Source organism: Nonomuraea sp. ZG12 (genome assembly GCF_052068115.1).
Lineage (GTDB): Bacteria > Actinomycetota > Actinomycetes > Streptosporangiales > Streptosporangiaceae > Nonomuraea.
On sequence record NZ_JBQHCW010000021.1, the window covers coordinates 14,964 to 41,227 of the forward strand.

27 protein-coding genes are annotated in these 26,264 nt (G+C 68.9%); 14 read left to right on the forward strand and 13 right to left on the reverse strand.

The window, feature by feature from the left end:
• Positions 1 to 24 precede the first annotated feature (24 nt).
• Complete coding sequence (gene katG / locus ACTMTF_RS37295; protein WP_441114880.1) at positions 25 to 2,241, forward strand: catalase/peroxidase HPI; 2,217 nt, start codon at positions 25 to 27, stop codon at positions 2,239 to 2,241.
• Between the two features lie 46 nt (positions 2,242 to 2,287).
• Here the strand turns inward: katG and ACTMTF_RS37300 are convergent, their stop codons facing one another.
• Both ACTMTF_RS37300 and ACTMTF_RS37305 read right to left on the reverse strand, forming a co-directional pair.
• Positions 2,288 to 2,662 carry a hypothetical protein gene (locus tag ACTMTF_RS37300; protein ID WP_441114881.1) on the reverse strand — a complete coding sequence of 125 codons (375 nt, stop codon included), beginning with the start codon at positions 2,660 to 2,662 and terminating at the stop codon, positions 2,288 to 2,290.
• Positions 2,663 to 2,682: 20 nt separating this feature from the next.
• The gene (locus ACTMTF_RS37305) at positions 2,683 to 3,159 is read right to left on the reverse strand and encodes a hypothetical protein (protein WP_441114882.1); all 477 of its coding nucleotides are present in this window, start codon (positions 3,157 to 3,159) and stop codon (positions 2,683 to 2,685) included.
• 206 nt (positions 3,160 to 3,365) lie between these two features.
• Between ACTMTF_RS37305 and ACTMTF_RS37310 the strand changes: the two genes are divergently transcribed.
• Positions 3,366 to 4,658: a leucine-rich repeat domain-containing protein gene (locus ACTMTF_RS37310; protein ID WP_441114883.1), complete on the forward strand. Its 1,293-nt coding sequence runs from the start codon at positions 3,366 to 3,368 to the stop codon at positions 4,656 to 4,658.
• Between the two features lie 12 nt (positions 4,659 to 4,670).
• Here the strand turns inward: ACTMTF_RS37310 and ACTMTF_RS37315 are convergent, their stop codons facing one another.
• Together ACTMTF_RS37315 and ACTMTF_RS37320 are read right to left on the reverse strand one after the other, a co-directional pair.
• Positions 4,671 to 5,147, reverse strand: coding sequence for a hypothetical protein (locus tag ACTMTF_RS37315; RefSeq protein ID WP_441114884.1), 477 nt, complete (start codon positions 5,145 to 5,147; stop codon positions 4,671 to 4,673).
• A gap of 82 nt (positions 5,148 to 5,229) precedes the next feature.
• On the reverse strand, positions 5,230 to 6,159 hold the full coding sequence (locus ACTMTF_RS37320; RefSeq protein WP_441114885.1) for a CPBP family glutamic-type intramembrane protease: 930 nt from the start codon (positions 6,157 to 6,159) through the stop codon (positions 5,230 to 5,232).
• Between the two features lie 260 nt (positions 6,160 to 6,419).
• Between ACTMTF_RS37320 and ACTMTF_RS37325 the strand changes: the two genes are divergently transcribed.
• From ACTMTF_RS37325 to ACTMTF_RS37340, 4 genes are read left to right on the forward strand one after another with little or no spacing between them, the layout of a single operon-like run.
• Complete coding sequence (locus tag ACTMTF_RS37325) at positions 6,420 to 6,776, forward strand: YciI family protein (protein WP_441114886.1); 357 nt, start codon at positions 6,420 to 6,422, stop codon at positions 6,774 to 6,776.
• 6 nt (positions 6,777 to 6,782) lie between these two features.
• Positions 6,783 to 7,991, forward strand: coding sequence for an RNA polymerase sigma factor (locus ACTMTF_RS37330; RefSeq protein WP_441114887.1), 1,209 nt, complete (start codon positions 6,783 to 6,785; stop codon positions 7,989 to 7,991).
• A 7-nt stretch (positions 7,992 to 7,998) separates the two neighbouring features.
• Positions 7,999 to 8,520 (forward strand): SRPBCC family protein, encoded by a 522-nt coding sequence (locus ACTMTF_RS37335; protein ID WP_441114888.1) that lies wholly within the window; start codon positions 7,999 to 8,001, stop codon positions 8,518 to 8,520.
• An 18-nt stretch (positions 8,521 to 8,538) separates the two neighbouring features.
• The gene (locus ACTMTF_RS37340; protein ID WP_441114889.1) at positions 8,539 to 9,117 is read left to right on the forward strand and encodes a dihydrofolate reductase family protein; all 579 of its coding nucleotides are present in this window, start codon (positions 8,539 to 8,541) and stop codon (positions 9,115 to 9,117) included.
• A gap of 188 nt (positions 9,118 to 9,305) precedes the next feature.
• On the opposite strand, the gene ACTMTF_RS37345 is transcribed toward ACTMTF_RS37340, so the two are convergent.
• The 6 genes from ACTMTF_RS37345 to ACTMTF_RS37370 form a co-directional block, all read right to left on the reverse strand.
• Positions 9,306 to 10,178 carry a 5'-nucleotidase C-terminal domain-containing protein gene (locus ACTMTF_RS37345; protein ID WP_441114890.1) on the reverse strand — a complete coding sequence of 291 codons (873 nt, stop codon included), beginning with the start codon at positions 10,176 to 10,178 and terminating at the stop codon, positions 9,306 to 9,308.
• Between the two features lie 215 nt (positions 10,179 to 10,393).
• A complete protein-coding gene (locus tag ACTMTF_RS37350) occupies positions 10,394 to 11,122 on the reverse strand; it encodes a glyoxalase (protein WP_441114891.1) in 729 nt (242 codons plus the stop codon).
• Positions 11,123 to 11,507: 385 nt separating this feature from the next.
• The gene (locus tag ACTMTF_RS37355; RefSeq protein ID WP_441114892.1) at positions 11,508 to 12,110 is read right to left on the reverse strand and encodes a flavoprotein; all 603 of its coding nucleotides are present in this window, start codon (positions 12,108 to 12,110) and stop codon (positions 11,508 to 11,510) included.
• A gap of 481 nt (positions 12,111 to 12,591) precedes the next feature.
• Positions 12,592 to 13,251 (reverse strand): response regulator, encoded by a 660-nt coding sequence (locus tag ACTMTF_RS37360; RefSeq protein ID WP_397013608.1) that lies wholly within the window; start codon positions 13,249 to 13,251, stop codon positions 12,592 to 12,594.
• Positions 13,248 to 14,402, reverse strand: a complete 1,155-nt coding sequence (locus ACTMTF_RS37365) for a sensor histidine kinase (protein ID WP_441114893.1) — start codon at positions 14,400 to 14,402, stop codon at positions 13,248 to 13,250. Before ACTMTF_RS37365 ends, ACTMTF_RS37360 begins: the two co-directional genes overlap by 4 nt.
• The gene (locus ACTMTF_RS37370) at positions 14,399 to 14,620 is read right to left on the reverse strand and encodes a hypothetical protein (RefSeq protein ID WP_441114894.1); all 222 of its coding nucleotides are present in this window, start codon (positions 14,618 to 14,620) and stop codon (positions 14,399 to 14,401) included. Before ACTMTF_RS37370 ends, ACTMTF_RS37365 begins: the two co-directional genes overlap by 4 nt.
• A 249-nt stretch (positions 14,621 to 14,869) precedes the next feature.
• On the opposite strand from ACTMTF_RS37370, the gene ACTMTF_RS37375 reads away from it, so the two are divergent.
• Positions 14,870 to 15,712: a M23 family metallopeptidase gene (locus ACTMTF_RS37375; protein WP_441114895.1), complete on the forward strand. Its 843-nt coding sequence runs from the start codon at positions 14,870 to 14,872 to the stop codon at positions 15,710 to 15,712.
• 48 nt (positions 15,713 to 15,760) lie between these two features.
• Here the strand turns inward: ACTMTF_RS37375 and ACTMTF_RS37380 are convergent, their stop codons facing one another.
• Positions 15,761 to 16,768 carry a LacI family DNA-binding transcriptional regulator gene (locus ACTMTF_RS37380; RefSeq protein ID WP_441114896.1) on the reverse strand — a complete coding sequence of 336 codons (1,008 nt, stop codon included), beginning with the start codon at positions 16,766 to 16,768 and terminating at the stop codon, positions 15,761 to 15,763.
• Positions 16,769 to 17,016: 248 nt separating this feature from the next.
• Between ACTMTF_RS37380 and ACTMTF_RS37385 the strand changes: the two genes are divergently transcribed.
• The 5 genes from ACTMTF_RS37385 (at position 17,017) to ACTMTF_RS37405 (ending at position 22,535) form a co-directional block, all read left to right on the forward strand.
• Positions 17,017 to 18,294, forward strand: a complete 1,278-nt coding sequence (locus ACTMTF_RS37385) for an ABC transporter substrate-binding protein (RefSeq protein WP_441114897.1) — start codon at positions 17,017 to 17,019, stop codon at positions 18,292 to 18,294.
• Positions 18,295 to 18,375: 81 nt separating this feature from the next.
• Positions 18,376 to 19,302: a carbohydrate ABC transporter permease gene (locus ACTMTF_RS37390; RefSeq protein ID WP_397013599.1), complete on the forward strand. Its 927-nt coding sequence runs from the start codon at positions 18,376 to 18,378 to the stop codon at positions 19,300 to 19,302.
• A gap of 1 nt (position 19,303) precedes the next feature.
• Positions 19,304 to 20,155: a carbohydrate ABC transporter permease gene (locus ACTMTF_RS37395; RefSeq protein WP_441114898.1), complete on the forward strand. Its 852-nt coding sequence runs from the start codon at positions 19,304 to 19,306 to the stop codon at positions 20,153 to 20,155.
• A complete protein-coding gene (locus ACTMTF_RS37400) occupies positions 20,152 to 21,513 on the forward strand; it encodes a GH1 family beta-glucosidase (RefSeq protein ID WP_441114899.1) in 1,362 nt (453 codons plus the stop codon). Before ACTMTF_RS37395 ends, ACTMTF_RS37400 begins: the two co-directional genes overlap by 4 nt.
• 131 nt (positions 21,514 to 21,644) lie before the next feature.
• Positions 21,645 to 22,535 (forward strand): aminoglycoside phosphotransferase family protein, encoded by an 891-nt coding sequence (locus ACTMTF_RS37405; RefSeq protein ID WP_441114900.1) that lies wholly within the window; start codon positions 21,645 to 21,647, stop codon positions 22,533 to 22,535.
• Positions 22,536 to 22,569: 34 nt separating this feature from the next.
• Here the strand turns inward: ACTMTF_RS37405 and ACTMTF_RS37410 are convergent, their stop codons facing one another.
• The gene (locus ACTMTF_RS37410; RefSeq protein ID WP_441114901.1) at positions 22,570 to 23,745 is read right to left on the reverse strand and encodes an alpha/beta hydrolase family protein; all 1,176 of its coding nucleotides are present in this window, start codon (positions 23,743 to 23,745) and stop codon (positions 22,570 to 22,572) included.
• A 70-nt stretch (positions 23,746 to 23,815) separates the two neighbouring features.
• Positions 23,816 to 24,229, reverse strand: coding sequence for a hypothetical protein (locus ACTMTF_RS37415; protein ID WP_441114902.1), 414 nt, complete (start codon positions 24,227 to 24,229; stop codon positions 23,816 to 23,818).
• A 170-nt stretch (positions 24,230 to 24,399) separates the two neighbouring features.
• Between ACTMTF_RS37415 and ACTMTF_RS37420 the strand changes: the two genes are divergently transcribed.
• Positions 24,400 to 25,425, forward strand: coding sequence for an ATP-binding cassette domain-containing protein (locus ACTMTF_RS37420; RefSeq protein WP_441114903.1), 1,026 nt, complete (start codon positions 24,400 to 24,402; stop codon positions 25,423 to 25,425).
• Complete coding sequence (locus tag ACTMTF_RS37425; protein ID WP_441114904.1) at positions 25,422 to 26,258, forward strand: ABC transporter permease; 837 nt, start codon at positions 25,422 to 25,424, stop codon at positions 26,256 to 26,258. The genes ACTMTF_RS37420 and ACTMTF_RS37425 overlap by 4 nt, the downstream gene beginning before the upstream one ends.
• The last annotated feature ends 6 nt before the right edge of the window (positions 26,259 to 26,264 follow it).

Sequence of the window (26,264 nt, forward strand, 5' to 3'; positions counted from 1 at the left end):
CACCGTAAATCCCGGAAGGATTCCATGTCCGAGAACCATGATGCAATCGTCACCGACGCGAAGCAGGAGGGCGGAGGCGGCTGCCCGGTCCGCGCGCCGCACCCGACGCAGGGTGGCGGGAACCGCCAGTGGTGGCCGGAGCGGCTCAACCTGAAGGTCCTCGCCAAGAACCCGGCCGTGGCCAACCCCCTCGGTGCGGATTTCGACTACGCCGAGGCGTTCAACAGCCTGGACCTCCCCGCCGTGAAGCGGGACATCGCGGAGGTGCTGACCACCTCGCAGGACTGGTGGCCGGCCGACTACGGCCACTATGGCCCGCTCATCGTCCGGATGGCCTGGCACAGCGCGGGGACGTACCGGATCAGCGACGGCCGCGGCGGCGCAGGCGCCGGTCAGCAGCGCTTCGCCCCCCTCAACAGCTGGCCGGACAACGCGAACCTGGACAAGGCGCGCCGCCTGCTGTGGCCGGTCAAGAAGAAGTACGGCAAGAAGCTGTCCTGGGCTGACCTGCTGATTCTCTCCGGCAACGTCGCCCTGGAGACGATGGGCTTCAAGCCCTTCGGCTTCGCCGGCGGTCGTGAGGACGTCTGGGAGCCCGACGAGGACGTCTACTGGGGCCCGGAGTCCACCTGGCTCGGCGACGAGCGCTACTCCGGTGACCGGGAGCTGGAGAACCCGCTGGCCGCGGTTCAGATGGGTCTCATCTACGTGAACCCGGAGGGCCCGAACGGCAACCCGGACCCGCTCGCCTCGGCCCGCGACATCCGTGAGACGTTCCGCCGGATGGCGATGAACGACGAGGAGACGGTCGCCCTGATCGCGGGCGGTCACACGTTCGGCAAGACCCACGGCGCGGGCCCGTCGGACCACGTCGGCGACGACCCCGAGGCCGCCTCGATCGAGGAGCAGGGGCTCGGCTGGCGGAGCACGTTCGGCACCGGCAAGGGCGGCGACGCGATCACCAGCGGTCTTGAGGGCGCCTGGACGAACACCCCGGTGACCTGGGACAACAGCTTCTTCGAGATCCTGTACGGCTACGAGTGGGAGCTGTCCAAGAGCCCCGCCGGCGCGCACCAGTGGAAGCCGAAGGACGGCGCTGGGGCGGGCACCGTTCCCGACGCGCACGATGCCTCGAAGAGCCACGCGCCGACGATGCTGACGACGGACCTCGCGCTCCGCGTGGACCCGATCTACGACCAGATCTCGCGGCGTTTCCTGGCGAACCCGGACGAGTTCGCGGACGCCTTCGCCCGTGCCTGGTTCAAGCTGACCCACCGCGACATGGGCCCGGCCGTACGGTACCTCGGGCCGGAAGTGCCGGCCGAGACGCTGCTGTGGCAGGACCCGCTCCCCGAGGTGACGTACGAGCTCATCGACGCGGCGGACATCGCCTCGCTCAAGGCGCAGCTCCTCGCCTCGGGCCTGTCGGTGTCCGAGCTGGTGTCGACCGCGTGGGCGTCGGCGTACTCCTTCCGTGGCGGTGACAAGCGCGGCGGCGCCAACGGCGCGCGCATCCGCCTGGAGCCGCAGAACGGCTGGGAGATCAACGACCCCGACCGGCTGGCGCTGGCGCTGGGCACCCTGGAGGGCGTCCAGAAGGCCTTCAACGCCGCCCAGACCGGCGGCAAGCGCGTCTCGCTGGCCGACGTGATCGTGCTCGGTGGCTGCGCGGCCGTCGAGCAGGCCGCCAAGGACGCGGGCTTCGACCTTGAGGTGCCCTTCACGCCGGGCCGCGTGGACGCCTCGCAGGAGCAGACGGACGTGGAGTCGTTCGTCGCGCTGGAGCCGACCTCCGACGGGTTCCGCAACTACCTCGGTAAGGGCAACCGGCTGCCGGCCGAGTTCCTGCTGATCGACCGGGCGAACCTGCTGACCCTGAGCGCTCCCGAGATGACGGTGCTCGTCGGCGGCCTCCGCGTTCTGGGCGCCACCTACCAGCAGTCGCCGCTCGGCGTCTTCACCACGACCCCCGGGTCGCTGACCAACGACTTCTTCGTCAACCTGCTCGACCTGGGCACGACGTGGCAGGCGACGGCGGAGGACACGTTCGAGGGCCGCGACTCCGCCACCGGCGAGGTCAAGTGGACCGGCAGCCGGGTCGACCTCATCTTCGGGTCGAACTCCGAGCTGCGCGCGCTCGCGGAGGTCTACGCGAGCGACGACGCGAAGGAGAAGTTCGCCAAGGACTTCGTCGCCGCGTGGGACAAGGTGATGAACCTGGACCGGTTCGACCTCGTCTGATCATCCACTGACGTCCAGGCCGGCCGGAGCCGGTCGGCCTGGACGCTCAATAGCTTTCGCTCCACCGGTACCAGTGCCCCTGGATGTGCTCGAAGCTCGACGCCGTCGCGTCGCCGGGATCGTCGGCCGGCGGGACCTTCGGGCTCCACACGTAGCCGTAAGGGTCCACGTTGGAATGATCGCCCAGCTTGAAGTAGACCCGGTCCCCGTCTCGATAGACGTCGTCGAAGGCGAAGCCGCCGATCTCCTGCGGATTCTCCGTCGATCCGCCCCCTGGCCCGGCGATCCGCGCCGCCTGCTCCATGCTCTCCATGGAGCGCGCGAATCGCTCCTCATCGGCGATCCCGCAGGACGGCGACGACGCGAGGGCGGTGCCTATCAGCAGCGTCGTCGCCCATCGCCTGCTCGGCTTCCGCGCCATGATCAGTTGTCAGCACTCCCCTAGCCCTCGTCGATGATGGAGACCTTCACACGGACGGCGCCGTCGTTGTCGCCGAGGCAACCGTCGCCGTCGTTGATGCGCAGCTGGAGGAAGCCTTCCTCGCGTACCCGGAAGGTGGTCGCGCCGCCGACCTTGAAGACGTGCCCGTTGATCCTGCCGATCAGCGTGCCGTACGTGTGGCGGTTGAGGATCTTGCATCCCTGGAAGATCTCGCGGTCGATGTGCCAGGGGTACCCGCGCGAGGACACGTAGGGGAAACTGCGGTGGTCGACCGTCCACCTGCCGCCGACGTGGGCCACCCGCACGAGGTCGCCGGGCTCGACGAAGACGCCCGACCGCTGCCAACCGCTTTCGGAGCTGATCCATTTACGCTTGCCGACCTGGGTGTCCGAGGCCGAGGCGGGTGCGGCGGCGGCGAAAATGCAACTGCCGGCGGCCATCGTCGCGAGGAACAGCGTGGCGAGCTTCGATCGCATCTGGGGTGCCCTTTCTGGACCTGTTTCGGAGCCGTGCGTACATCTGGGTTAGATGCGACCCAAGGAAGGAAGGTTCGCGGCGCTCGAAAACGCCGCGAATCGGAGGACGGGGGGTGAGACTGGAATCGGCGCTCGGGAAGGGTGAGGGCTCCTGGCATTCGCTGATGACGAAGGGACATGTGAGGATGGGCGATACGGTTCATGAGGTGATCGCGGCCGCGCGAGCCAGTGGGGCGACGTCGCTGGATCTGTCGGGACGCGAGCTCACCCATGTGGACGATTCCGTACGGGATCTCACCGGGCTGACCCGTCTTGACCTGTCGGACAACCAGCTCACCGAGTTACCGGCCTGGCTGGGTGAGTTCACCGCGCTCACCGCGCTTTCCCTGCACGTCAACAAGTTGTCCGTGCTGCCCGGCTGGATCGGAAACCTCACCGCGCTCACCAAGCTCCGCGTGGACTGGAACCAGCTGACCGACCTGCCGGAGTCCATGGGGAACCTCACCGCGCTCACCAGACTCGACCTGGACGGCAACCACCTGACCGACCTGCCCGCATGGATCGGGAATCTCACCGCGCTCAGCGAGCTGGACCTGGACGGCAACCAGCTGACCGGCCTGCCGGAATCCATGCGGAACCTCACCGCGCTCACCGATCTCGACCTGCGCGACAACCAGCTGACCCGCCTCCCCGACTGGATCGGCACCTTCACCGGCCTCACCGGGCTCTACCTGAGCGGCAACCAGCTCACCGCCCTGCCGGAGTCCCTGGGGAACCTCACCGCGCTCACCGAGCTTTCCCTGGACGACACCCAGCTGACCGACCTGCCGGGTTGGGTGGGGAACCTCACCGCACTCACCGTGCTCGACCTCATGGGCAACGAGCTGACCCGCCTCCCCGACTGGATCGGAAACCTGACCGATCTCACCGGGCTCTACCTGAGCGACAACCAGCTCACCGCCCTGCCGCAGTCCATGCGGAACCTCACCGCACTCACCATGCTCTACCTGGGCGGCAACCCGCTGACCCACCTGCCCGACTGGATCGGGGACCTCACCGCGCTCACCGGGCTCTACCTGAACGACATCCGGCTGGCCGACCTGCCCACCTGGATGGCGAACCTCTCCGCCCTCACCGAGCTCTACCTGTGCGACAACGAGCTGACCCACCTGCCCGACTGGCTGGCGGACCTCACCACGCTCACCCGGCTCAACGTGAGCGGCAACCGGCTGACCACCCTGCCGGAATCCATGCGGAACCTCACCGCCCTCACCGAACTCGACCTGCGCGACAACCAGCTGACCGACCTGCCCGACTGGATCGGAGACCTCCCCACGCTCACCGGGCTCTACCTGAGCGGCAACCAGCTCACCAGCCTGCCGGAATCCATGGGGAACCTCACCACGCTCATCAGGCTCTACCTGGACGGCAACCAGCTCACCAGCCTGCCGAAGTCGATGGCGGACCTCACCGGCCTCGAGGTGTCCGGCGCGCCGTAGTCAGGTACGGGTTCAGTCAGGGCGGCGGGCGAGGTGCCGCTTGGAGCCTGAGGTGGTCGGTCCGAGTACGACGCCAGGCGGCAGCGGTGTCGCGGGCTTCCGGACTCTGGGGATCACCCCGACCTGATACTCGTCCTCGTAGACGAGTGTCCCGGGGTCGCTCGCGCGTACGAGATCGCACCGCACGCCGTACACCGTGAGGAGGTCGCGCAACGGCTCCAGCCGGGCGAGCATCGCGCCGGCGGTGGCGCGCTTGAACCAGGTGACCGCGCCGATGCTGTTCCCGTCCGCGTAGAACGGCGGCGCCGGTAGGTGCTCGCGGAACCAGTCGTCGATGTCGAAGTAGAGCTCCTCTTCCTCCGGCGTGAGCAGGCTCTTGCGCCGCAGGTGGTCGACGGCGACGAAGATCCCGACCTCAACCCCGACTCGGCCGATGTAGTCGGCCTGGAGTCGCAGGTAAGGAGTCCGGGCGGTAGGACCGGCGTTCAACGAGTCTCCCGTAACGGCTGTCGACGCGGAGCGGCGTGGGACCAGTATCGGTCCCACGCCCCGCGTTCCGCACGGCTGTCGGTCAGCTCTGATGGGCGACCTCCGGGGTGGGGTCCTCGGCTGGACGGTAGCCGAGTCGGCCACGGGTCGCGACGAGCACCACGAACGCTGCTGTGGCGCCCGCGAGCAGGGTGACGTGGGACGCCTGCTCGGCGCTGGCGATCGACGGGAACATGTCCGAGTAGACGACCGACATGAAGTTGTTGACGCTGACGTGCAGCAGCATGATCAGCGGCAGGCTCTGACCGGTCCGGTTGAACACCCACGTGACGACCACGCTGAAGGCGACGCAGAAGGCGACGAACTCGCCGACCCTCATCCAGGTGACGTCCGGCCAGCCGCCCCACTCGCTCAGGAACAGCGGCATGTGCCACAGGCCCCACAGCGGGCCGAGAATGAGAGTGCCGCCCAGCGGACCGAACTTACGCTGCATGCGAGGCAGGGCGAAGTCCCGCCAGCCGGGCTCTTCGGCCAGACCGGTGGTGACCATCTGGATCACCAGGCTCGGCAGATAGGCCACCAGCACCATGGTGGACGGCATGTGGACGTCTCCGTCGGACACCGCGACACCGGTGGCGATGATGGCGGCGGGAACGCCGAGCCCGGCCACGAGATACCAGACCCAGCTGACCCGCCACTTCGTCATCCGCCTGAGCCAGCGGCGGATGCCTTCCCTGCCGTCCGCGACCGCGGTCACGATGAACGCGGCGAGAATCGGGCCGAGATAGGCGCCGGGGAGAACGCCGAGCAATTGTGTGCCGCCGAGCAGCTGAGGGAAGGTGAAATCTAATACCCCCAGGCCGGTCGCCGACAGAATATAAGGCACCCAGGCGGCCCAGCTCATCACATTGGCCAGGACGAAGAAACTGATGAGCGGACGGCGGCGGATGAAGCCCCGAATCCCGGTCTGACGTGAATCCTGCTCGGCGCCCGGCGGGCTGTTGACTGTCATTTCGATTTCCCTTGGAAGGAGCGTTTGACTGACAGTGATCAGCACACCACTCGCGCCCCTCCCAGTCGCTCCCGCGTGCACTCCAATCGAGGTATAGCCAGGGGTACCGGCGTCCTGGTTCCCTCCGACTCGGAGCGGTCAGGGCGAGATTTCTGCCGTGGAGGTGTCGAATGGCGTCGAGCGCGTTCGTAGCCAAGATGAGAGGCCGCAACGGGCCGGTCACCACGCACGATGTCCGTCACTTGCTCAAGGAGTTCGCCATGAAGAAGTACCTGCTCGCCGTCCAGTTCGACGAGAGCGCGCCGTCGCCGTCCGATGAGGAGATGCAGGAGCAGCGGGAACGGACGGCCAAGGTCACCGCCGACATGCAGTCCGCCGGTTCGTGGGTGTTCGTCGGCGGCCTGCTGCCCTCGCACGCCACCACGGTCGTCCGCCCCGGCGACGGCACGACCACGATGACCGACGGCCCGTTCGCCGAGACGAAGGAGCAGCTCGGCGGGTTCTGGGTGATCCGGTGCGACGACCTGGACCAGGCGCTGTCCTGGGCCGAGAAGTGCGCGCTGGCCTGCGGGCAGCCGATCGAGGTGCGCCCGTTCGAAGACGCGCAGTGGGGATGAGCACGGATGGGACAGCTGGACCTGGACGGCGTCTACCGGGCGGAGTACGGCCGGTGCGTGGCCACGCTGACACGCCTCCTCGGTGACATCGGGCTCGCCGAGGAGGCCGTACAGGACGCGTTCGCGGTGGCCGTCCAGAAGTGGGACGAGACGCCGCCCAATCCCGGCGCGTGGATCGTGACCACCGCCCGCAACCGGGCGATCGACCGCCTGCGCCGGGAATCCACCCGCGAGGCCCGCCACGCGCAGGCGCTGCTGCTGCACCAGCCCGACGAACCAGAGGAGGTGGGAGCGGTGCGCGACGACCAGCTTCGCATGATCTTCACCTGCTGCCACCCGGCGCTGTCGCCGCTCGCGCGGACCGCGCTCACCCTGCGTCTGCTCGGCGGGCTGGAAGTGGCGGAGATCGCGCGCGCCTACCTGGTGCCGGAGGCGACCGTCTCCCAGCGGATCGTCCGCGCGAAGAAGAAGATCCGCGACGCCGGCATCCCCTACCGGGTGCCCGACGCCGCCGAGCTCCCCGATCGGCTGACCTCGGTGCTCACCGTGCTCTACCTGGTCTTCAACGAGGGATACGCCTCGACTTCCGGGGAGCTGCTGCGTACGGACCTGTGCCTGGAGGCGGTTCGCCTGGCGAGGGAGCTGGCCGGGCTGATGCCCGACGAGCCGGAGGCGATCGGGCTGCTGGCGCTGCTCCTGCTCACCGAAGCCCGGCGGCCCGCGCGGGTGGGGCCGTCGGGAGAGCTGGTGGTGCTCGCGGAGCAGGACCGCTCGCTGTGGAACCGGGAGCTGATCGCCGAGGGACATGAGCTGGTACGGCGGTGCCTGCGCCGTGATCAGCCGGGGCCGTACCAGTTGCAGGCCGCGATCAACGCCGTGCACACGGACGGGCCGGCGACCGACTGGGCGCAGGTGCTGGCGCTCTACGACCAGCTGCTACGGCACACCCCGACCCCGATCGTCGCGCTCAACCGCGCGGTCGCCGTCGCCGAGGTGTACGGACCGGCGCGGGCGCTGGCCACCGTCGACGAGCTGGACCTGCCGGGCTACCACCTGCTGCCCGCCACCCGCGCGGACCTGCTCACCCGCCTCGGCCGTACCACCGACGCCGTCGCCGCCTACGACGAGGCGATCGCCCTGGCCGGCAACGACACCGAACGAGCCTTCCTGCGGTCACGACGGGCACGCCTGGGGCGAGGAGCCGAGAAGAGATGACGACGAGATGACAAGGAGCGTGCACACCGTGGACCAGGAGAACGTGAGCGCCACCCTGACGATCGCCGCGCCCGCCGCGAAGGTGTTCGCGGTGCTGGCGGACCCCACCACCCATTCCGCGATCGACGGCACCGGCTGGGTCCAGGAATCTGTCAGCCGGACGCCGCTGACCGAGGCCGGGCAGATCTTCCGGATGGACATGCACCACGCCGGCCATCCGAACGGTGACTACCAGGTGGTCAACAAGGTCCAGGTGCTCGACCCGCCGCGCGCAATCGGCTGGCTGACGGGGTACGACAAGGGCGACGGTCACCTGGAGTTCGGCGGCTGGCTCTGGCGTTACGACCTGGCGCCGCTCGGTCCGTCCGAGACCGAGGTCACGCTCACCTACGACTGGTCGGCGGTGCCCCGGTCCATCCGGGAGTACCTCCAGTTCCCGCCGTTCGGCCCCGAGCATCTCATCAACTCGCTGCACCACCTGGCCGAGCTCGTCACTGACTTCCTCCCGCCCGCCGTCTTTCCCGTCTGAACATTCAAGGAGAGCATCATGACCGCTACCTACACCTTCGACGTCTTCACCAGCCTCGACGGCTTCGGCTCCAACGACGGCGCCTGGGGCGGCTACTGGGGCAAGCAAGGCCCCGAGCTGCTCGACCACCGCCTCGCCCTGTACGGCGAGGAGCAGCGGATGGTCTTCGGGGCCACCACGTATCGGTCGTTCGCGCAGATGCTGGCCACGAGCACCGAGGAGTCCGAGGTGCGTGACCCATGGGTCACCCGGATGAGGAACCTGCCGGCGACGGTGGTGTCGTCCACGCTGGAAGGCCCCCTCGACTGGCCGGACGCGACCGTCGTGAGCGGCGACGCGGTCGACGTCGTCGCCCGGCTCAAGGAGGAGTCGGAGGTGCCGTTGCGCTCACACGGCAGCCTGTCGATGAACCGGGCCCTGATGGCCGCCGGCCTCGTCGACCGGGTCCAGGTGACGATCTTCCCGGTGATCACCGGTCGGACCGGGCTGGACCCGATCTTCCGGGGCGCGGCCGACTTCGACCTCGAACTGATCGAGAGCCGGACACTCGACGGCCACACCCAGGAGCTCACCTACCGGCCCACCCTGCATGCCTGAGTCCGCCCAGGCACGTTGACCGCGCCTGGGCGGCCCAGGTCTACCGGCCCACCGGGCGCGGTCGGGCATGTACTCGCCCGACCGCGTCCGAGACGACAAGGCCTACTCGTCACGAGCGAGCCGACGGCATCCGCGCAATCGCGGCATCACCGCCCACCCGTCGGACAAGGGCGCGGCCTCGGTGTCAGTCATCGAATGGTGACGCGGTCCCCCTGCGGCGCCTGCACCGGCGAGTTCTTCGCGAGGTAGGACGCCAGCGCTCCCCGGTCGTCCGGTCCACCGAGGAAGACCGTGGTGCTGTCCCATGCCGGGAAGCCCTGCCCGCCGCCCATCAGGACGTAGTTGGCCGCGACCTTGATCTCCTGCGTGTCGGTCACCGGAGCGCCGTTCAGGGTGATCTCGGTGACGACCCCGCCCTCCACCGTGTAGCGAAGCCCGGCCGAGGGGGTCAGCACCCAGCCCTTGGGCCCCGGATAAGCCAGCAATCGCTTGAGTTCCGCGCCGGTCACCGCGGCCACGTCCACATGGAGCCCCGCCGGCTGGGTGTCCCTCAGTTCCTGGTACGTGACCGGCCCAGTGTCCAGCCCTCTCCACATCCCGTACCTGCTGACGAGGGCCACCTCCGCACCGGAGGCGGCCTGGACCGCGTCCAGGTAGGCGTCGGCGACCAGCTCGACCAGCGGACCTCCGGCGGCGGTCAGCGGGATGTCCTCTGCGGTCGTGCCGAACGTCTCACCCTCGCCCGGCCCACCGCACTCGAAGTAGTACAGAGCGTTGGACGTGAGGCCGTCGCCGAGCTCGATCTGGACCGAGGTCCGGCCCGTCTCATGGTCCCAGTCGAGCGTTTCCAGCACGGTGGTGAACACCCCGCCGTGGTTGGACGGCACCTTGAAGCTCTTCCACTGCTCGGTGCCGACGAGGCGGTACCGGATGACCTGCATGCCGGGCGGAAGCCCCTCGAAGGTGCCGTGGACCTTGAAGGTCAACGGGCACTTCGTCCGGGTGGTCCGCTCGAAGAAGATGGTGACCTTCCCCACGGCGGTCTGAGCCGTTTCGGACATCGAGCCATGCGTATTCGCGGCTGAAACAGCCGCTTTCGGTACGGCATGCGCCGCCGGGACAAGGGTGCCGAATGCCAAAGCCATAATGGCCACCAGCCCCCCGGTCCTGCCTGATAGACCCACAGGGTTCCTTTCTGACGTCCGCGAAAAGGAATAACGCTATTCCTTGGAGAAACAGACGCTAGCCGGGCCGACCGACAATTCCGCGAGCCCTCTCAGGGAAGCCACTCCTGGAGACCAGCGAGATGTCCGAGTTCCGACTCGATGCGCTGTCTGTCGCTGGGGCTGAGCTCCAGATCGCGCAAATCGGTCGCCCACGGGTCGGTGGGCTCGCCGAGGACCGTGGCCAGGTCGATGAGGAGGCACAGGGCGATGGCCAGCTCGGCCACCGGGGCATCCGCGCCGTGCCTGCGCACCCCGGACTTGAGCGCGCGGAAGGCCTGCAGATCATCGTTCTTGAACTCGCGCAGAATCCGGGCGTTGTCGAGCACCTTGGCCAGGCCCGTCAGCTTCTTCGAGCCGCCGTACTCCAGCTCGGCCGGCTCGTCGCGCTGGATGAAGATGATCGAATTCCCCGACGGATCGATCAGCGTGAACCGGGACGCCCCCGGCCGGTAGCGGGTGATCCGCGGCAGACCGGAGCTCAGCACCTTCCCATGCGTCCGGCGCATCGCCGCGACGAACGCCGCATGGTACGGCGCGACCGCGTCGACCATGACCAGGCAGCCCCCGGACTCCTCCCGAGCCGGATCCAGCCCCTTGGGCGCCGGGCCGAAATGCAGATGCACCCCGCTCCACTCCAGCGCCAGATAGACGTACGGCTTGCTCTGCTTGTACGTGGCCACGAAACCCAGCGCCTCATAGAACGCCAGCGTTTCCTCCACCGACGCGCACGGCATCAACGGCACCATCGTCTCGTTCGGCCGAACCCCGAGCTCACTCATGTCATCCCACCTTTCAGGTCGTCCGACGATGCTGGCAGCCTTCGGAGGAACTCGCCTATGGATCGTTCCAAGGCGATCGCCTCGCGGCAGGGCCTCGGCAGCGAGGCGGCTGAATGACTTGCATAAACCCGATGCCGTAACCGAGCACGTAACGTCATGAAGCCATAAATGAATTTGAGTGGTTGGGCTCGGAGCCATCGCTGCAGGGCGGGCACCTAATCTTTGTTGAGGCGCTCCGTGCCCGAGCAGCGCACTGGACGGATTATCACGACACCTGGCTAGCGATGTGAGATGGCGACGATCGGCTGATTGCCGGGCCTTATATCGATGACGAGAGTGTGAACCTGTCTCTCATAGGAAAATTGCAGGCCGACCAACTTCACCATCAGCTCAGCATCCTTCCCGAGATACCGAAGGGGGGTACATCACAAGAGATGGGTGGATCTTCGAGGAATCGCGGGGCCAGACACGCCAGCGCGAGATCCCAGGGAAAGGCGTCGATCTGCTCGGGGCCGGAGCTCGGCGGGTGTGGCTCGAACTCACCGGGCCCGAGCAGCACCCGTACGCCTTCTGCTCGTAGCTGGTCGACGCTGCGCTGGAAGGGGACGCGTACGGCCAGGGCGGTGTTGACGAAGGGCAGGACGACGACCGGGATGCCGAGCCCGGGCGCCTCGGAGAGAAGGCCGAGGGCGTAGGTGTCGGCGACGCCCTGGGCGAACTTGTTGATCGTGTTGTAAGTGGCCGGGGCGACGATGATGGCGTCGGCGCGGGGGGACTTGGGCTCGTGCGGTTTGCGGTACCGGCTGCGGACGGGCCGGCCGGTCCGCTGCTCCAGCTCAGGGACGTCGATGAAGTCGAGCGCGGACGGGGTGGCGACGACCTGAACGGTCCAGCCGTCGCCCTGCGCCCGCGCGACCAGCCCGCCGACGTCGGGGGCGGGGCCTGCGGCACACACGATGACGTAGAGGACCTTGCCGGATCGGGTCACGCGCTGACTCCCAAGACCTGTTGCGCAGCTTTTCGCTTGAGGGCCCTCAATGGCCCGGCGATCCGGATGGGCCCCGCGTAACTGCCATCCGCCACCGACGTACGGAGACGCGACCGCCCCAGCGCAACCCACGGAAGAGAAGCCGGACCAATCCGAAGAGGAACGCGACCTGGAACAGCACCGAGCACGTGAACAGTACTTCCTTCACCGACTGCCCACCGCCCCGAAACGGCCCTTCCAAAAGTACTGAAACAGCGATCATGCCGAGCACGTACCCGAGCATCGTCAAGGCCTCGCTGTATCCAGTTCGCACCATTTGATCTTAAACCGGCCCTGCCCTTCGCACCCGTCCATCAGCGACCTGGCCCCCTTATTCGCCGCCAGTGGCCTCACCCGGCAGCACGCTCTCAGGAAGGCGGGGCGGCCCACCCCTCGGACGGTCAACGGGTGGGAGGAATCTGAAGCCCGGAAAGATACCGCTCTAGGTCACCAAACCCCTGCGGTACGCGTACACCACTGCCTGCACCCGGTCACGCAGGTCCAGCTTGGTAAGGATGCGTGACACGTACGTCTTGACCGTTTCGTGGCTGATCACCAGCGTGGCGGCGATCTCGCTGTTGGACTGGCCGTCGGCGATGAGGCGCAGCACCTCCAGCTCGCGCGGGGTCAGCGCCGCGTCTTCAGGGGTGCCCTCCGTGGGGCGGATGCGCGCCGCGTACCTGCCGACGAGCTGTCGCGTCACCTCGGGCGCCAGCAGCGCGGCGCCTGCCGCGACGGTGCGGATGCCGTGCAGCAGTTGCGCCGGCGGGGCGTCCTTGAGCAGGAACCCGCTCGCCCCCGCGCGCAGTGCCTCGTACACGTACTCGTCCAGGTTGAACGTCGTCACCACGAGCACCTTGATGGGGTGCTCCACCCCGGCGCCGGCCAGCAGGCGGGTGGCCTTGATGCCGTCGAGCACCGGCATCCGTACGTCCATCACCACCATGTCCGGGTTGAGCTTGCGGGCGAGGTCGACCCCGGCCTGACCGTCCCCGCACTCGCCGACCACCTCGAGGTCGGGCTGCGCGTCGATGATCGTCGCGAATCCGGTACGGATCAGCGCCTGGTCGTCGCAGATCAGGACCCGTACCGGCGCGGTCACGACGGGCTCCCCGCGGGGATACTCGCCCGTACGACGAAGCCGCCGTCCGACCGGCGGCCCGCGCTGAACTCGCCGCCCAGGGCGTCGACCCGCTCGCGGAGCCCGGCGAGGCCCCGCCCGCTCCCGCCAGGAGAGCCGGCTCGCGAGCCGGAACCGTCAGTGCTGACCTCCACGGTGATCTCCTTTTCGCCATAGCGCACGTGGACCGCGGTGCGGGCGCCATGGGCGTATTTGAGGGCGTTCGTCAAGGACTCCTGCACGACCCTATAGGCCACGAACTCCGCGCTGCCCGCGGATTCCGCCTGTTCGCCCTCCTCGGTGAACTCCACCGGCTGCCCGGCCAGACCCGTCTGCTCCACGAGCGTCCGGAGCTCGCCGACGGACGGCGTCCTGACGTCGGTGTCATGGTCGGGGTTGAGCAGGTCGAGCAGGTGCCGCAGGTCGGCGATGGCCCGCCGGCCGGTGTCGGTGACGGCGCTGAGGGTCGCGTCGAGGCGTTCGGGAGCGGCGGTCAGATAGCGCGCCGACTCAGCCTGTACGACCATCGCCGTCACATGGTGGGTCACGACGTCATGGAGTTCGCGGGCGATGCGGGTGCGTTCGGCGGCGCGGGTGGCCTCGGCGATGCGGCTGCGGCGTTCGGCCTCGGCGGCACGGGTGGAGCGCAGCCAGGCCCCGATGCCCCACACGAAAACCAGTGCCAGGTAGAACAGCGCGAATTCCGTCGGCTCCTCGGTCGAGCCGAGCCGGTAGAGGGCGACCGCGAACGGAAGGTACGCCAGCGAGACGAGGATTGCGGAGACGCGCCGGTGACGTTCCAGATGGGCGCCCGCGCTCAGGACCGCGATGGGCAGCGCGACGGTCGCCACCGAGTGGTATCCGCCGATCTGGTCGAGGGCGAAGCCGAGCGACACCAGGACGAGACAGACGGACGGCCACCGCCGGCGCACGGTGAGCGGGAGGGCCTGGAGGATGGTCAGCAGCACGGCCAGTGCGTCGAAGGGACGGGTCGGCAGGCCCTCGAACTGCGTCCCGCTGCCGTGGGAGGCGGGCAGCAGTGACACGGCGGCTAACAGCAGCGCGAACGGGAGATCCCGGACGGTGACGTCACACCGACGCCACAGGTCCTGGACCCGTCGGAGATCGATCACTGGGAGAGCGTAGCGGTCGCGTCGGCCTTCCCGGCCGCCTCCACCGGGTCGGGGCGCTCTGACCGCTGGATCACCCAGGCGTCCGCGAACACCAGCAGAGCGGCGGTCGCGACGCCGAGGATCATGGTGAGGGACGCGTGCCCCTGTGCCGCGCCCACCCCCACGCTGCCGACGAAGGCGACCGCCGCGATGGCCACGAGTTGCTGCAACAGTCGCATGACGACTCCTCTGGGAGATCCTGCGGCCGGAGCATCGCGGCCACGTCGAGAACGCTACGGATTCGACGACCGGTAATCGTCACCGTGCGGTGGACACTCGCGAGTAGCTCGCACGGGGGACCGGGGCGGGGATATGCGAACGCTATGCGGATGTTATGCGGGCCCTTGATTACCGTCTGCTCCGGAATCCTGTTCAGAGAGGTGAGCATGCCCGCAACCGCTTGGCCGAAGACTCTCATTCTTACCCTGTTGGTCCCTCTCGCGGCGGCGCTGACCCCCCAGCCCGCCTCAGCCCAGAGCACCGCCGTCCTGGCCGTGTCCCACAAGAGCCCGTTCAACTGCGGGAAGACCTTCAATGCCAACAACTGGTCCCCCGGCCACAACCCCTCGGGCTCCCTCGACTGGCAGAACTACGGAAGCGACGCCATCAACGGTGAGACCGTGCGCGCCACCGCTTCGGGCACCGCGTACTTCTCCGACACGGGCAGCACCAGCTACGGCAAGTGGGTGGAGGTCCGTCACAGCGACGGCACCAGAACCCGCTATGCCCACCTCGCGACCATGGTGAGGTCGGCCGGCGGCTCCATGAGCGTCAGCCAGGGCACCGCGATCGGGACCGTCGGCTCGACGGGCGGCTCCACGGCTCCACACCTCCACTACGAGCAGCGGACCTCCGGCGGCGGGATGGACACCAGCCCGACCGTGGACGGCGTGACCGTGTCCCTGGGGCAGAAGAAGGCCGTCAAGAGCACCAACGGCTGCGGCGGGGGCGGCAGCGACTACACCCCCGAGGAGATCTGCGGCAGTGGGTACGCGGTCATCGACTCGGCCGCCCTCACCGGTGGCCGCGCCTACCTGCTCTACAACTCGGGCAGCGGCTCCAACTGCGTCACGACGGTGAAGACGAACGGCGGCACGGCGTCGGCGATGTCGGCCTTCCTCGAACCCCAAGGGGCGAGCCGGACGACAGATTCGGGCAGCTTCGCCTACTACGCGGGGCCCGTCAAGCGCACCGCACCCGGTCAGTGCGTCAAGTGGGGCGGCTCGATCGGCAGCAGCACGTACACCAGCCCCTTCGAACACTGCGATTAGGAGCGTCGGTCAGTCGCTGAAAGGTCGTCCTTTCAGCGACTGATCGCCTCAGGACCCGGTGGAGCCGCGGACGACCAGCGGGGTGGGCAGGATCCGCGGGCGAGGGGTGCCGCCTTCGTTGATCATCTTGATGACCGCCGCGGCCGCCGCCGTGCCGAACCCGGCCTTGTCCTGGGCCAGCGTCGTCAGCCCCGGGGGCACCAGCGCGGCCAGCTCGATGTCGTCGAATCCGACCAGCGCGATGTCCTCGGGCACCTTCAGCCCCGCCTCGGCCACGGCCCGCAGCGCGCCGATCGCCATCTCGTCGCCCGCGGCGAACACCGCGTCGGGCCGTTCGTCCACCTCCAGCAGGGCGCGCATCGCGGCGTAGCCGCTGGACAGGTAGAAGTCGCCCTCGACGACCAGCTCGGGCCGGTGCGGCAGGCCGAGCGCGGTCAGCTCCTCCAGGTAGCCGCGCAGCCGCTCCTCGCCCGGCCGGGTGCCGACCGGGCCGGTGATGGTGGCGATGACCCGGCGCCCGGTCGCGTGCAGGTGGCGGACCGCCTCGCGCGCCCCGCCCACGTTGTCGGAGGTCACGTAGGTGGTGCACGGTCCCTGGATCGGCCGGTCGAGGGAGACGCACGGCACTTCCGACCTTGCCAGCGGCTCGAGCGAGGGGTCGGCCCTGCCGTTGTCGATGAAGACCACGCCGTCGAGGTTGTGCCTGCGCACGGCGCGGAGAAAGCTGTCGGGCGTGCCGTCCTCGCTGGTGGCGAGCATGAGCAGGTGATAGCCGCGCTCGCTCAGCGCGGTCTTCAGCCCGATGAGGATCTCCTGGAAGAACGGGTGCCGCCAGCCGGGGCGGCGGTGGTCGGTGTCCCAGATCAGGCCGACCGTGTGGGACCTCTTGGTGGCCAGGGTGCGGGCCGACTCGTTGGGCAGGTATCCGATGCGTGCCGCGGTGCTGAGAATGAGCTCGCGGGTCTGTGAGTTCACCACCTCAGGGTTGTTGAACACGCGGGAGACAGTCGCCGGCGACACCCCGCAAAGGCGCGCCAGCTCTCGAATCGTTGCCACGGACGTACGTTATCGCATCTCGCTGAAACCGGTTTCATGTAACCGGTTTCATGAAAGTAATCTCAGCGCCCACGCCGTGTCAACCCGTCACCGTGGATTTCCGGCGCGTGACATTTCTGTGACTTGACAGAAGGTGGCGGCGGTATGTGAGATGACCCACTGACAGGCTGATGCCGCACCGTTGCCGCGGGGCTCGGCCTTTCATCGCATCTCGCAGTCACCCTTTCTCTCCTCAGAAGGAGTCCCAGGTGTCTGCTGGACGAATCCGTCTCGCCGCCGGAGTGCTGGCCGTCGGCATGCTCGCCGTCGGTTGCGGCGGCTCCCCTTCCACGAGCTCCACGCCGACCGACAGCAAGATCACCCTGACCCTCAACCTGTTCGGCAACATGGGCTTCAAGGAGCTCTACGCCAAGTACGAGGCGGCCAACCCCAACATCAAGATCGTCGAGAGGACGTCGGCGTACAACGACCACCACCGCAACCTCGCCTCGCACCTGGCCACCAACAGCGGCACCGCCGACATCGAGGCGATCGACACCGGCTTCATCGCCCAGTTCAGGAACCAGCCCCAGCACTTCGCCGACCTGCGCCAGCACGGCGCCGACCAGCTCAAGGACCGCTGGCTGCCGTGGAAGTGGGAGGCGTCGCTGGCCAAGTCGGGGGCCCAGATCGGTTACGGCACCGACGTCGGCGGCCTGGCCATGTGCTACCGCCGCGACCTGTTCAAGAAGGCCGGGCTGCCCACCGACCGTGACGAGGTCGCCAAGCTCTGGCCCGACTGGAAGTCCTACTTCGAGGCCGGCAAGCGCTACACCGCCAAGAAGCCCGAAGGCGCGGCGTTCTTCGACGGCGGCCCCCAGGTGTTCAACGCGATGATCGGCCAGGCCGAGACCGGCTACTACGACACCCAGGACAACGTCGTGGTCGGCACCAACCCGGCCGTCCGCGCCGCCTACGACGAGGTGCTCCAGGCCGTGGCCGACGGCCAGTCGGCCAAGCTCGTCGGCAGCTCGCCCGCCTGGAACACCGGCTTCGCCAAGAGCCAGTTCGCCACCATCGCCTGCCCCGCGTGGATGCTCGCCAAGATCCAGGACCAGGGCAAGGCCTTCGCCGGGCAGTGGGACGTCACCGCCATCCCCGGCGGCGGCGGCAACTGGGGCGGCTCCTACCTGACCGTCCCCGCCCAGAGCAAGCACACGAAGGAGGCCGTGGCGCTGATCGCCTGGCTGACGGCACCCGAACAGCAGATCGAGGTGTTCACCAAGCACGGCATCCTGCCCTCGACCGTCGCCACCTACGACAAGCCCGAGGTGACCGGGCTCAAGCACGAGTTCTTCAACGACGCGCCGATCGGCGAGATCTTCACCACCGCCGCCCGCAACCTCAAGCCGCAGTACCAGGGCCCGCGGGCCGGTGACATCCAGACCGCCATCCGCGACGCGATCAACCGCGTGGAGGAGGGCAAGCAGGACGGCGCCGCAGCGTGGACGCAGATGCTCGGGGACGTCGAGCGCATCAGCAAGTGACGCGCGCCGATCAGTGAGCCAGGCGACGGCAGGCCGTCAGGGGGGCCCGCCGTCGCCATCCCATCCCCCGAGGAGCCGACCATGACCTCCGTCAGATCAGGGCCACGGCGCCGCTGGGCCTACCAGCTCGACGTCAAGGGCTCGCCGTACCTCTACATCGCCCCGTTCTTCCTGCTGTTCGGCGCGGTGGGCATGTTCCCGCTGCTGTACACCGCCTACGTCTCCCTCACCGACTGGAACCTGCTCGACCCGGCCCGCGAGTGGGTGGGGCTGGCCAACTACACCGAGCTGCTGGCCGACGACTACTTCTGGAACGCGCTGTTCAACACCGTCAGCATCTGGCTGCTGTCCACCGTGCCGCAGCTGCTGGCCGCGCTGTTCATCGCGCACATGCTCAACCGCAGGCTGCGCGCTCGTACGCTGTTCCGGATGGGCGTGCTGCTGCCCAACGTGACCTCGATCGTCGCGGTCACGATCATCTTCGCCCAGCTCTTCGGCCGCGACTTCGGCATGGTCAACTGGGGCCTCGAACTGGTGGGCCTGGATCCGATCGACTGGCAGGCCGGCACGCTCTCCTCGCACATCGCGATCTCGTTGATCGTCATCTGGCGGTGGACCGGCTACAACGCCCTCATCTACCTGGCCGCCATGCAGACCATCCCCGAGGACCTGTACGAGGCGGCCCGGCTGGACGGCGCGAGCCAGTTCACCCAGTTCCGGAAGATCACCGTGCCGATGCTCCGCCCCACGATCATCTTCACCGCCGTCGTGTCCACCATCGGCGGCTTCCAGATCATCGCCGAGCCGCTGCTGTTCCAGGCCGGCACCGGCAACCCGACCGGCGGCTCGGACCGCCAGTTCCAGACCGTCGGCCTCTACCTCTACGAGCAGGGCTTCAGCATGTACGAGTTCGGCTACGCCTCGGCGATCGCCTGGACCCTCTGCGTGATCATCGTGGTCATGGCGCTCGTCAACTTCGCCATCACGCGCAGGATCAGGAGCAGCTGACATGGCAACCGCCGCCTCCCTCCGACGCAGCCTGAACCCCCAAGGGGCCGGGTTCTGGACCTACGCCGCGCTCGTCGCCGTGCTGCTCGGCTCGCTGTTCCCCATCTACTGGTCGCTGGTCGTGGCCTCCCACGACAACGACGCCATCGCCAGCGTCCCGCCGGTCCTCACCCCCGGCGGCCACCTGTTCGAGAACATCGCCCGGGTCTTCGACACCACCGCGTTCGGCCAGGCGATGCTCAACTCCGTCATCGTGTCCAGCTCGGTCACCGTCTCGGTCGTGCTGTTCTCCACGCTGGCCGGCTTCGCCTTCGCCAAGCTGCGCTTCCGCGGGCGCAACGTACTGCTCGTCATGGCCATCGCCACCACCACCGTGCCGCAGCAGCTCGGCATCATCCCGCTGTTCATCCTCATGGGGGAGCTCGGCTGGACCGGCAGGCTGGAGGCGGTGATCGTGCCCGGCCTGGTCACCGCGTTCGGCGTCTTCCTCATGACCCAGTACCTCTCCAGCGCGATTCCGGACGAGCTGCTGGAGGCCGGTCGCATCGACGGGTGCAGCACGCTGCGGCTGTTCTGGCACGTCGTGCTGCCCGCCGCCCGCCCGGCCGCCGCCGTGCTCGGCCTGTTCACCTTCATGCAGGCCTGGAACGACTTCTTCTGGCCGCTGGTCGTCCTCACGCCGGAGAACCCGACCGTCCAGGTCGCGCTCTCCAGCCTGGCCAGCGGCTACACCACCGACTACGCGCTCGTGCTCACCGGCACCGTGCTCGCGATCGTGCCGATCGTGGCCGTCTTCGCCGCGCTGGGCCGTCAGATCATTGGGGGAATCATGTCAGGGGCGATCAAGGGATGACCCGGGAACGTACGGCCTTCCCCACCGGGTTCGTGTGGGGTACGGCGACCGCGGCGTACCAGATCGAGGGCGCCGTGAACACCGACGGGCGCGGGCCGTCGATCTGGGACACGTTCTGCCGCGTCCCCGGCGCGGTGGCCAGGGGTGACAGCGGCGAGCACGCCTGCGACCACTACCACCGCTGGCAGCAGGACGTGGAGCTGATGGACCGGCTCGGCGCCGGCGCCTACCGCTTCTCGCTGGCCTGGCCCAGGATCATGCCCGACGGCGACGGCCGGGTGAACCAGCGCGGCCTCGACTTCTACCGCCGGCTCGCCGACGCCCTGCGCGAGCGCGGCATCGAGCCGTACGTCACCCTCTACCACTGGGACCTGCCCCAGGCGCTGGAGGACCGCGGCGGCTGGCGCGACCGCGACACCGCCGAGCGCTTCGCCGACTACGCCGAGATCGCGCACAAGGCGCTGAGCGACACGGTGTCCCAGTGGATCACGCTGAACGAGCCGTACTGCTCGTCCATCGTCGGCTACGCCGAGGGCCGGCACGCGCCCGGCGCGCGCGAGGGTCACGGCGCGCTCGCCGCCGCCCACCACCTGCTGGTGGGCCACGGCCTCGCGGCCGCCAGGCTACGGGCACAGGCGCGGCCGGGGCAGCAGGTCGGCATCACGCTCAACATGTCGCCCACGGTGCCCGCGACCGGCTCGGCGGCCGACGCCGACGCGGCGCGCAAGATGGACCTGCTGGTCAACCGGCAGTTCACCGACCCACTGCTGCTCGGCGCCTACGCGTCCGACATGGCGGAGACCTTCGGCGCGATCAGCGACTTCTCCTTCCGCCGCGAGGGCGACCTGGAGATCATCGGCACCCCGCTGGACTTCCTGGGAGTCAACTACTACTACCGCATCCACGCCGCCGCCGCGCCGTACGAGCAGGCTGACCCCGCGCTGCGCTCCGCCTTCGACCTCGGGGTGCGCAGCGTCACTCCCGACGGCGCGGCGACCAGCGGACTCGGCTGGCCGATGGAACCGCTGGGGCTCTACCAGACCCTCCTCGACCTGGCCCGGCGCTACCCCGCGCTGCCGCCGATCTTCATCACCGAGAACGGCTACGGCGACGACGGGACTCTCGACGACACCGGCCGCGTCGACTTCCTGCGCGACCACCTGGCCGCCATCCGCGCCGCGATGACCGACGGCGTGGACGTGCGCGGCTACTTCTGCTGGTCGCTGCTGGACAACTTCGAGTGGGCCCGGGGGTACGCCGCCCGATTCGGGCTCGTGCACGTCGACTACGAGACCCAGGCCCGTACCGAGAAGACGAGCTTCCACTGGCTGCGCGAGTTCATCGGGAAACAGCGGTGAGGCCCTGACTCCTCACCGGTCCGACCTGGCGCTGCCACCTCGAGAAATATTCGGTCGACAGGCGGGCCCACGGTGCACTGTGATGGTCGGGCCGCCCGCCGTACGGAGTGGGCCGATCGCAGGAGTTGCTCTTGGCGACCTCGGAGACCGCGGACACCCGCCCCACGATCAATGCCCCACTGGTCAGAAGGCTGGTCGATACGCAGTTTCCGCAGTGGGCCGCGTTGCCGCTGAAGCTCCTCGATCCGGCTGGCTCGGACCATGTGATCTACCGGCTGGGCGAAGAGCTGTCCGTCCGGCTGCCCCGCCACGCCGGCGCCATCGGCCAGGCCGAGAAGGAACGTGAGTGGCTGCCCCGGCTCGCCCCACGACTGCCCCTGGCCATCCCGGTGCCGGTAGGAGTGGGCGAGCCCGACTTCGGCTATCCGTGGCGGTGGGCGGTGTCCGGCTGGCTGGAGGGCGAGGTGGCGACCGTCGAGGCGCTGGCCGACTCGTCCTCGGCCGCCGTCGAACTGGCGGCGTTCCTGGCCGCCCTTCAGCGGTTCACCTCCGCGGACGTACCAGCCGTGGAGGCCCTCACCGGCCCGCCGCTGACGGACCGGGACCGCGCGACGCGGGCCGCCATCGCGGAGGTCGGCGGCGTGTTCGACGCCACCGCCATGACCGGACTGTGGAACGCGGCCGTCAGCGCCCCTGGCTGGGATCGCCCGCCGGTCTGGTTCCACGGCGACTTCCACACCGGCAACCTGCTGACCGTCGACGGCAGGCTCAGCGCGGTCATCGACTTCGGCGGGCTCGGCATCGGCGATCCGGCCTGTGACCTGACCATCGCCTTCACCCTGATGTCGGCCGGCAGCCGGGCCGCCTTCCGCGCCGCCCTCGGTGTGGACGACGCCACCTGGACCCGGGGTCGCGGCTGGGCCCTCGCCACCGGTCTGAACGCCTACACCACCTATGCCGCCGTCAACCCGAGGATCGCCGCGCAGACCACCCGTCAGATCACCGAGGCCCTCGTCGGCTAGCTCAGACCTCGGTAGGAGGCGAAACCGTACCGCCTCAGGGGTTCTGGAAGGCTACTTCGGGGTTGGCCGGGGACGGGCCGTCCAGCAGCGGCCGGCGTTCGCCACGGAGGTGCTGGTCGAAGAAGGCGCCTGCGTACGCCGCGGTGATCTCGCCCGACCGCTTGCCCGACAGCGGCGCGGCCGGGTCGGTCATCCCGGCCTGCCCGCCCAGGATGGGCAGGTCGATGAAGGTGAAATGGCCGGAGTCGGCCACGGTCAGCCAGCGCTTCCAGCCGTCCAGCCGTCGCCAGTCGCGCGGCCACGTCGTGTCGGTGGAGTCGGGCGAGTGGCCGGCCTTGGTGCCGAGCATGAGGAACGGCCGTTCGCCGAGGCCGGCGGCCGGGACCGGGGCGAAGAACGTGCCGTCCATGTTCACCCCGGCGCGGACGCGGCGGTCGGTGGCCATGACGCTCGCCGCGGCATTGCCGCCGAGCGAGTGGCCGGCGGCGCCGATCCGGCGGGGGTCGATCATCTTCCAGCGCTTCCAGGCGGGTGCGGACCCGGCAGCGCGGGTCAGCCGGTCGATCACGAAGGAGATGTCGGCCGCCCGTCCGACGGCGGCCTTGGCCAGCAGCCTCTTCTCCGCCTCGTCGGAGGGAGCCTTCTCCACCACCTCGCATGCGGCGCAGGTCAGGGTGCGGCCGCCAGGGAAGGTCGTGCCGAACGACTCGTAGGCGTGATCCACGAGTGCCACGACGTAGCCCTTCGAGCCGAGCTCCTCGGCGAGCGTGGTCAGGGTGGCACGGTTGAGGCTGAACCCAGGGGAGAGCACCACCAAGGGGTGCCGGCCATCGACGGGGCGGGCGCCGACGCGCGCGTTCGTGCGGACGCCGGCGAGTTGTTCGGCCTTGAAGGCGGTGTCGAGCTTCTGTCCCTTGAGGAGGAGCCCGGCCTCGTCAGTCGTCATGTACGGCGCGGCGCGGCCACCGGCGCGGGCCGGGTAGTACATCGACACCATCAGCTCACGTGCGCCGGCCTTGGGCACCCACGCATCACGGCGGTCGCCGTCGACGAGGTGCAGGGTGTCGCGCCCGACTTCGTACGGCCCGGTGGGGCGGGGGATCGCGAAGCGCACACCCGCGGCAGCGGGAAACGCCGTGGAGACCGACACGGGCAGGGGCAGGGTGAGGGCGAGGAGGACGGCCACGGCGGCGCGGCGGGTTCTGATCACAGGCAGAACTGTAGGAAGAACGCCACCATGCCCGACATGCCCGAAAGGCCAGCTCGCGCCCCTACTTTCGTCAGTGTTCGCGGGTGAGCCTCTCCAGGCGCCACGCGTGGTGGTCGTGGCCTCGCAGGTCGCTGCGGCTCAGTGCGGGGCAGCCGAGGATCTCGGTCAGCACCGTCCGTTGCCTGACGGTCAGCTGGTTGACGAACACAACGGCCACGGCCCGGGTCTCCGTACGGGCCTCCGCGATCTCGCGCACCTTGCCGGTGCTCATCAGTGTTCGCGATGAGTAGGGCTGATCCATGTTCGCCTGCCCGCCTGGAGCCCGGCCCTTCTTGCCGCCCGAGACGCCACGGCGTTGCACGAACCGCCGGACGACTCGCCCACCCAACTCGGTGACCTCCGCGGCGAGAGCGTCCATGAGGCCGGCGTGATCCTTCTGCTTGGCGGAGAAAAGCCCGGCGATCAGCACGTCGGCGTCCGCCACCGACGTCGTCGCGTGGGATGCCGGCGCACCACCGGATCGCCGACGCCTCCTTCTCTCCTGATGACGCCGCGGACCCATGCACGTCAGCCTAACGACGCCACACCCGCCGCCCGGCAACCGGTGAAACCGGCCGAGGGTGCCGTGAAACCGGCGCCGCCGAGAGTGGGGCCATGAGCATCACAGAACTCGGACGTCTCGGGGCCGGCCCGCCCCCCGACAGGGGTACCGACCTGGCCGTACATGCGGAAGGGCTGGTGAAGACGTTCGGCGGGCACCGTGCCGTCGACGGGATCGACCTGGACGTACACCCTGGTGAGATCTTCGGCGTCCTCGGCCCGAACGGCGCCGGAAAGACCACCACACTGAGAATGCTGGCCACCCTGTTGAAGATCGACGGGGGCCGTGCCGAGATCTTCGGGGTCGACGTGGCCGCCAGCCCGCACATGATCCGCCAGCTGGTCGGCGTCACCGGACAGTACGCGTCGGTCGACGAGAACCTGACCGCCCGCGAGAACCTCTGGCTCTTCGGGCGCCTGCAGGGCATCGCCGCGCCGCGCGCCCGGCGCGTCGCCGTCGAGCTGCTGGGCCAGTTCGGCCTGGAGGAGGCCGCCGACAGACCGATCGCGCAGTTCTCCGGTGGCATGCGCCGACGCCTCGACCTGGCGGCCAGCCTGATCACCCGGCCACCGCTGATCTTCCTCGACGAGCCGACCACCGGCCTCGATCCGCGCACGCGCGGCCAGATGTGGGACACCATCCGCGATCTGGTCGCCGATGGCTGCACCGTGCTGCTGACCACGCAGTATCTGGACGAGGCCGATCAGCTCGCCGACCGCGTCGCCGTCATCGACCACGGCCGCAAGGTCGCCGAGGGCACCCCCGACGAGTTGAAGACCGCGGTGGGCAACTCCACCCTCCAGCTGCTGCTCGCCGAGCCGGACGAGGTGCCCACCGCCGTGGAGGTCGTGCGGCGCGTCCTCGGCTCCGACCCGGTCCTCAGCCCGGAGCAGGGCCGCCTCAACGTCGCCCTCGACCAGGCCGACCTGGCCGCGGACGTACTGATCGCGCTGCGCACCGCCGGGGTGTCGATCTCTTCGGTCAGCGTGGCCAAGCCCAGCCTGGACGAGGTTTTCCTCGCCCTCACCGGCCACGAGACGGGCGCGAACGACGAGACCGGAACGGAGCAGAACCGATGAGCACCATGGTCGCACCCGCCCGCGAGGCGGTCCGGGCCGCCGATCGCGTGGCCGCCGCGCGGCCGCGCGTCTCCATGGGGGAGACGCTCGGCCAGACCCTGACGATGGCGTGGCGGGCGCTGAAGAAGATGCGCCGGAACCCGGAGCAGTTCTTCGACGTGGCGCTGCAGCCCATCCTGTTCACCGCGATGTTCGCCTTCGTCTTCGGCGGCGCCATCGCGGGCGACGTACAGAGCTACCTTCCGCTGATGATCCCCGGCATCCTCGCCCAGACCGTGCTGACGACGTGCATGGCCACGGGCACGCAACTGCGCGAGGACCTGGAGAAGGGCGTCTTCGACCGGTTCAAGTCGCTGCCGATCTCCCGGATCGCGCCGCTCGCCGGCCCCATGGTGGCCGACCTGCTGCGCTACGCGACCGCGGCCACGCTGACCTTCGGCATGGGCCTGGTGATGGGCTACCGTCCGGGCGGCGGAGTGGGCGGCGTGCTCGCCGCGATCCTGCTGGCGGTCATCACGGGCTGGTCGCTGGCCTGGGTCTTCACCTGGGTCGGCACGATCGCCAGGAGCGCCCAGGCCGTCCAGGGCATCTCCATGATGATCATGTTTCCGCTGACGTTCCTGTCGAACGCGTTCGTCCCGGTGGAGACCCTGCCCGGCTGGCTGGCCGCGTTCGTCCGGATCAACCCGGTCTCACACCTGGTCACGGCCGCCCGTGACCTCGCCAACAACGCCCTCGTCAGCGGAGAGGTGGCCTGGACGCTCCTGGCGTGCCTGATCGTCATCGCGATCTTCGCGCCGCTGTCGGTACGCAGCTACAAACGGCACATGTGACCCTCC

Coding starts and splice junctions, on each gene's coding strand:
- katG (WP_441114880.1), top strand. CDS start 25: ATGTCCGAGAACCATGATGCAATCGTCACCGACGCGAAGCAGGAGGGC.
- ACTMTF_RS37300 (WP_441114881.1), bottom strand. CDS start 2,662: ATGGCGCGGAAGCCGAGCAGGCGATGGGCGACGACGCTGCTGATAGGC.
- ACTMTF_RS37305 (WP_441114882.1), bottom strand. CDS start 3,159: ATGCGATCGAAGCTCGCCACGCTGTTCCTCGCGACGATGGCCGCCGGC.
- ACTMTF_RS37320 (WP_441114885.1), bottom strand. CDS start 6,159: ATGACAGTCAACAGCCCGCCGGGCGCCGAGCAGGATTCACGTCAGACC.
- ACTMTF_RS37325 (WP_441114886.1), top strand. CDS start 6,420: ATGAAGAAGTACCTGCTCGCCGTCCAGTTCGACGAGAGCGCGCCGTCG.
- ACTMTF_RS37330 (WP_441114887.1), top strand. CDS start 6,783: ATGGGACAGCTGGACCTGGACGGCGTCTACCGGGCGGAGTACGGCCGG.
- ACTMTF_RS37335 (WP_441114888.1), top strand. CDS start 7,999: ATGACAAGGAGCGTGCACACCGTGGACCAGGAGAACGTGAGCGCCACC.
- ACTMTF_RS37340 (WP_441114889.1), top strand. CDS start 8,539: ATGACCGCTACCTACACCTTCGACGTCTTCACCAGCCTCGACGGCTTC.
- ACTMTF_RS37345 (WP_441114890.1), bottom strand. CDS start 10,178: ATGTCCGAAACGGCTCAGACCGCCGTGGGGAAGGTCACCATCTTCTTC.
- ACTMTF_RS37350 (WP_441114891.1), bottom strand. CDS start 11,122: ATGAGTGAGCTCGGGGTTCGGCCGAACGAGACGATGGTGCCGTTGATG.
- ACTMTF_RS37370 (WP_441114894.1), bottom strand. CDS start 14,620: ATGCGACTGTTGCAGCAACTCGTGGCCATCGCGGCGGTCGCCTTCGTC.
- ACTMTF_RS37390 (WP_397013599.1), top strand. CDS start 18,376: ATGACCTCCGTCAGATCAGGGCCACGGCGCCGCTGGGCCTACCAGCTC.
- ACTMTF_RS37395 (WP_441114898.1), top strand. CDS start 19,304: ATGGCAACCGCCGCCTCCCTCCGACGCAGCCTGAACCCCCAAGGGGCC.
- ACTMTF_RS37400 (WP_441114899.1), top strand. CDS start 20,152: ATGACCCGGGAACGTACGGCCTTCCCCACCGGGTTCGTGTGGGGTACG.
- ACTMTF_RS37420 (WP_441114903.1), top strand. CDS start 24,400: ATGAGCATCACAGAACTCGGACGTCTCGGGGCCGGCCCGCCCCCCGAC.
- ACTMTF_RS37425 (WP_441114904.1), top strand. CDS start 25,422: ATGAGCACCATGGTCGCACCCGCCCGCGAGGCGGTCCGGGCCGCCGAT.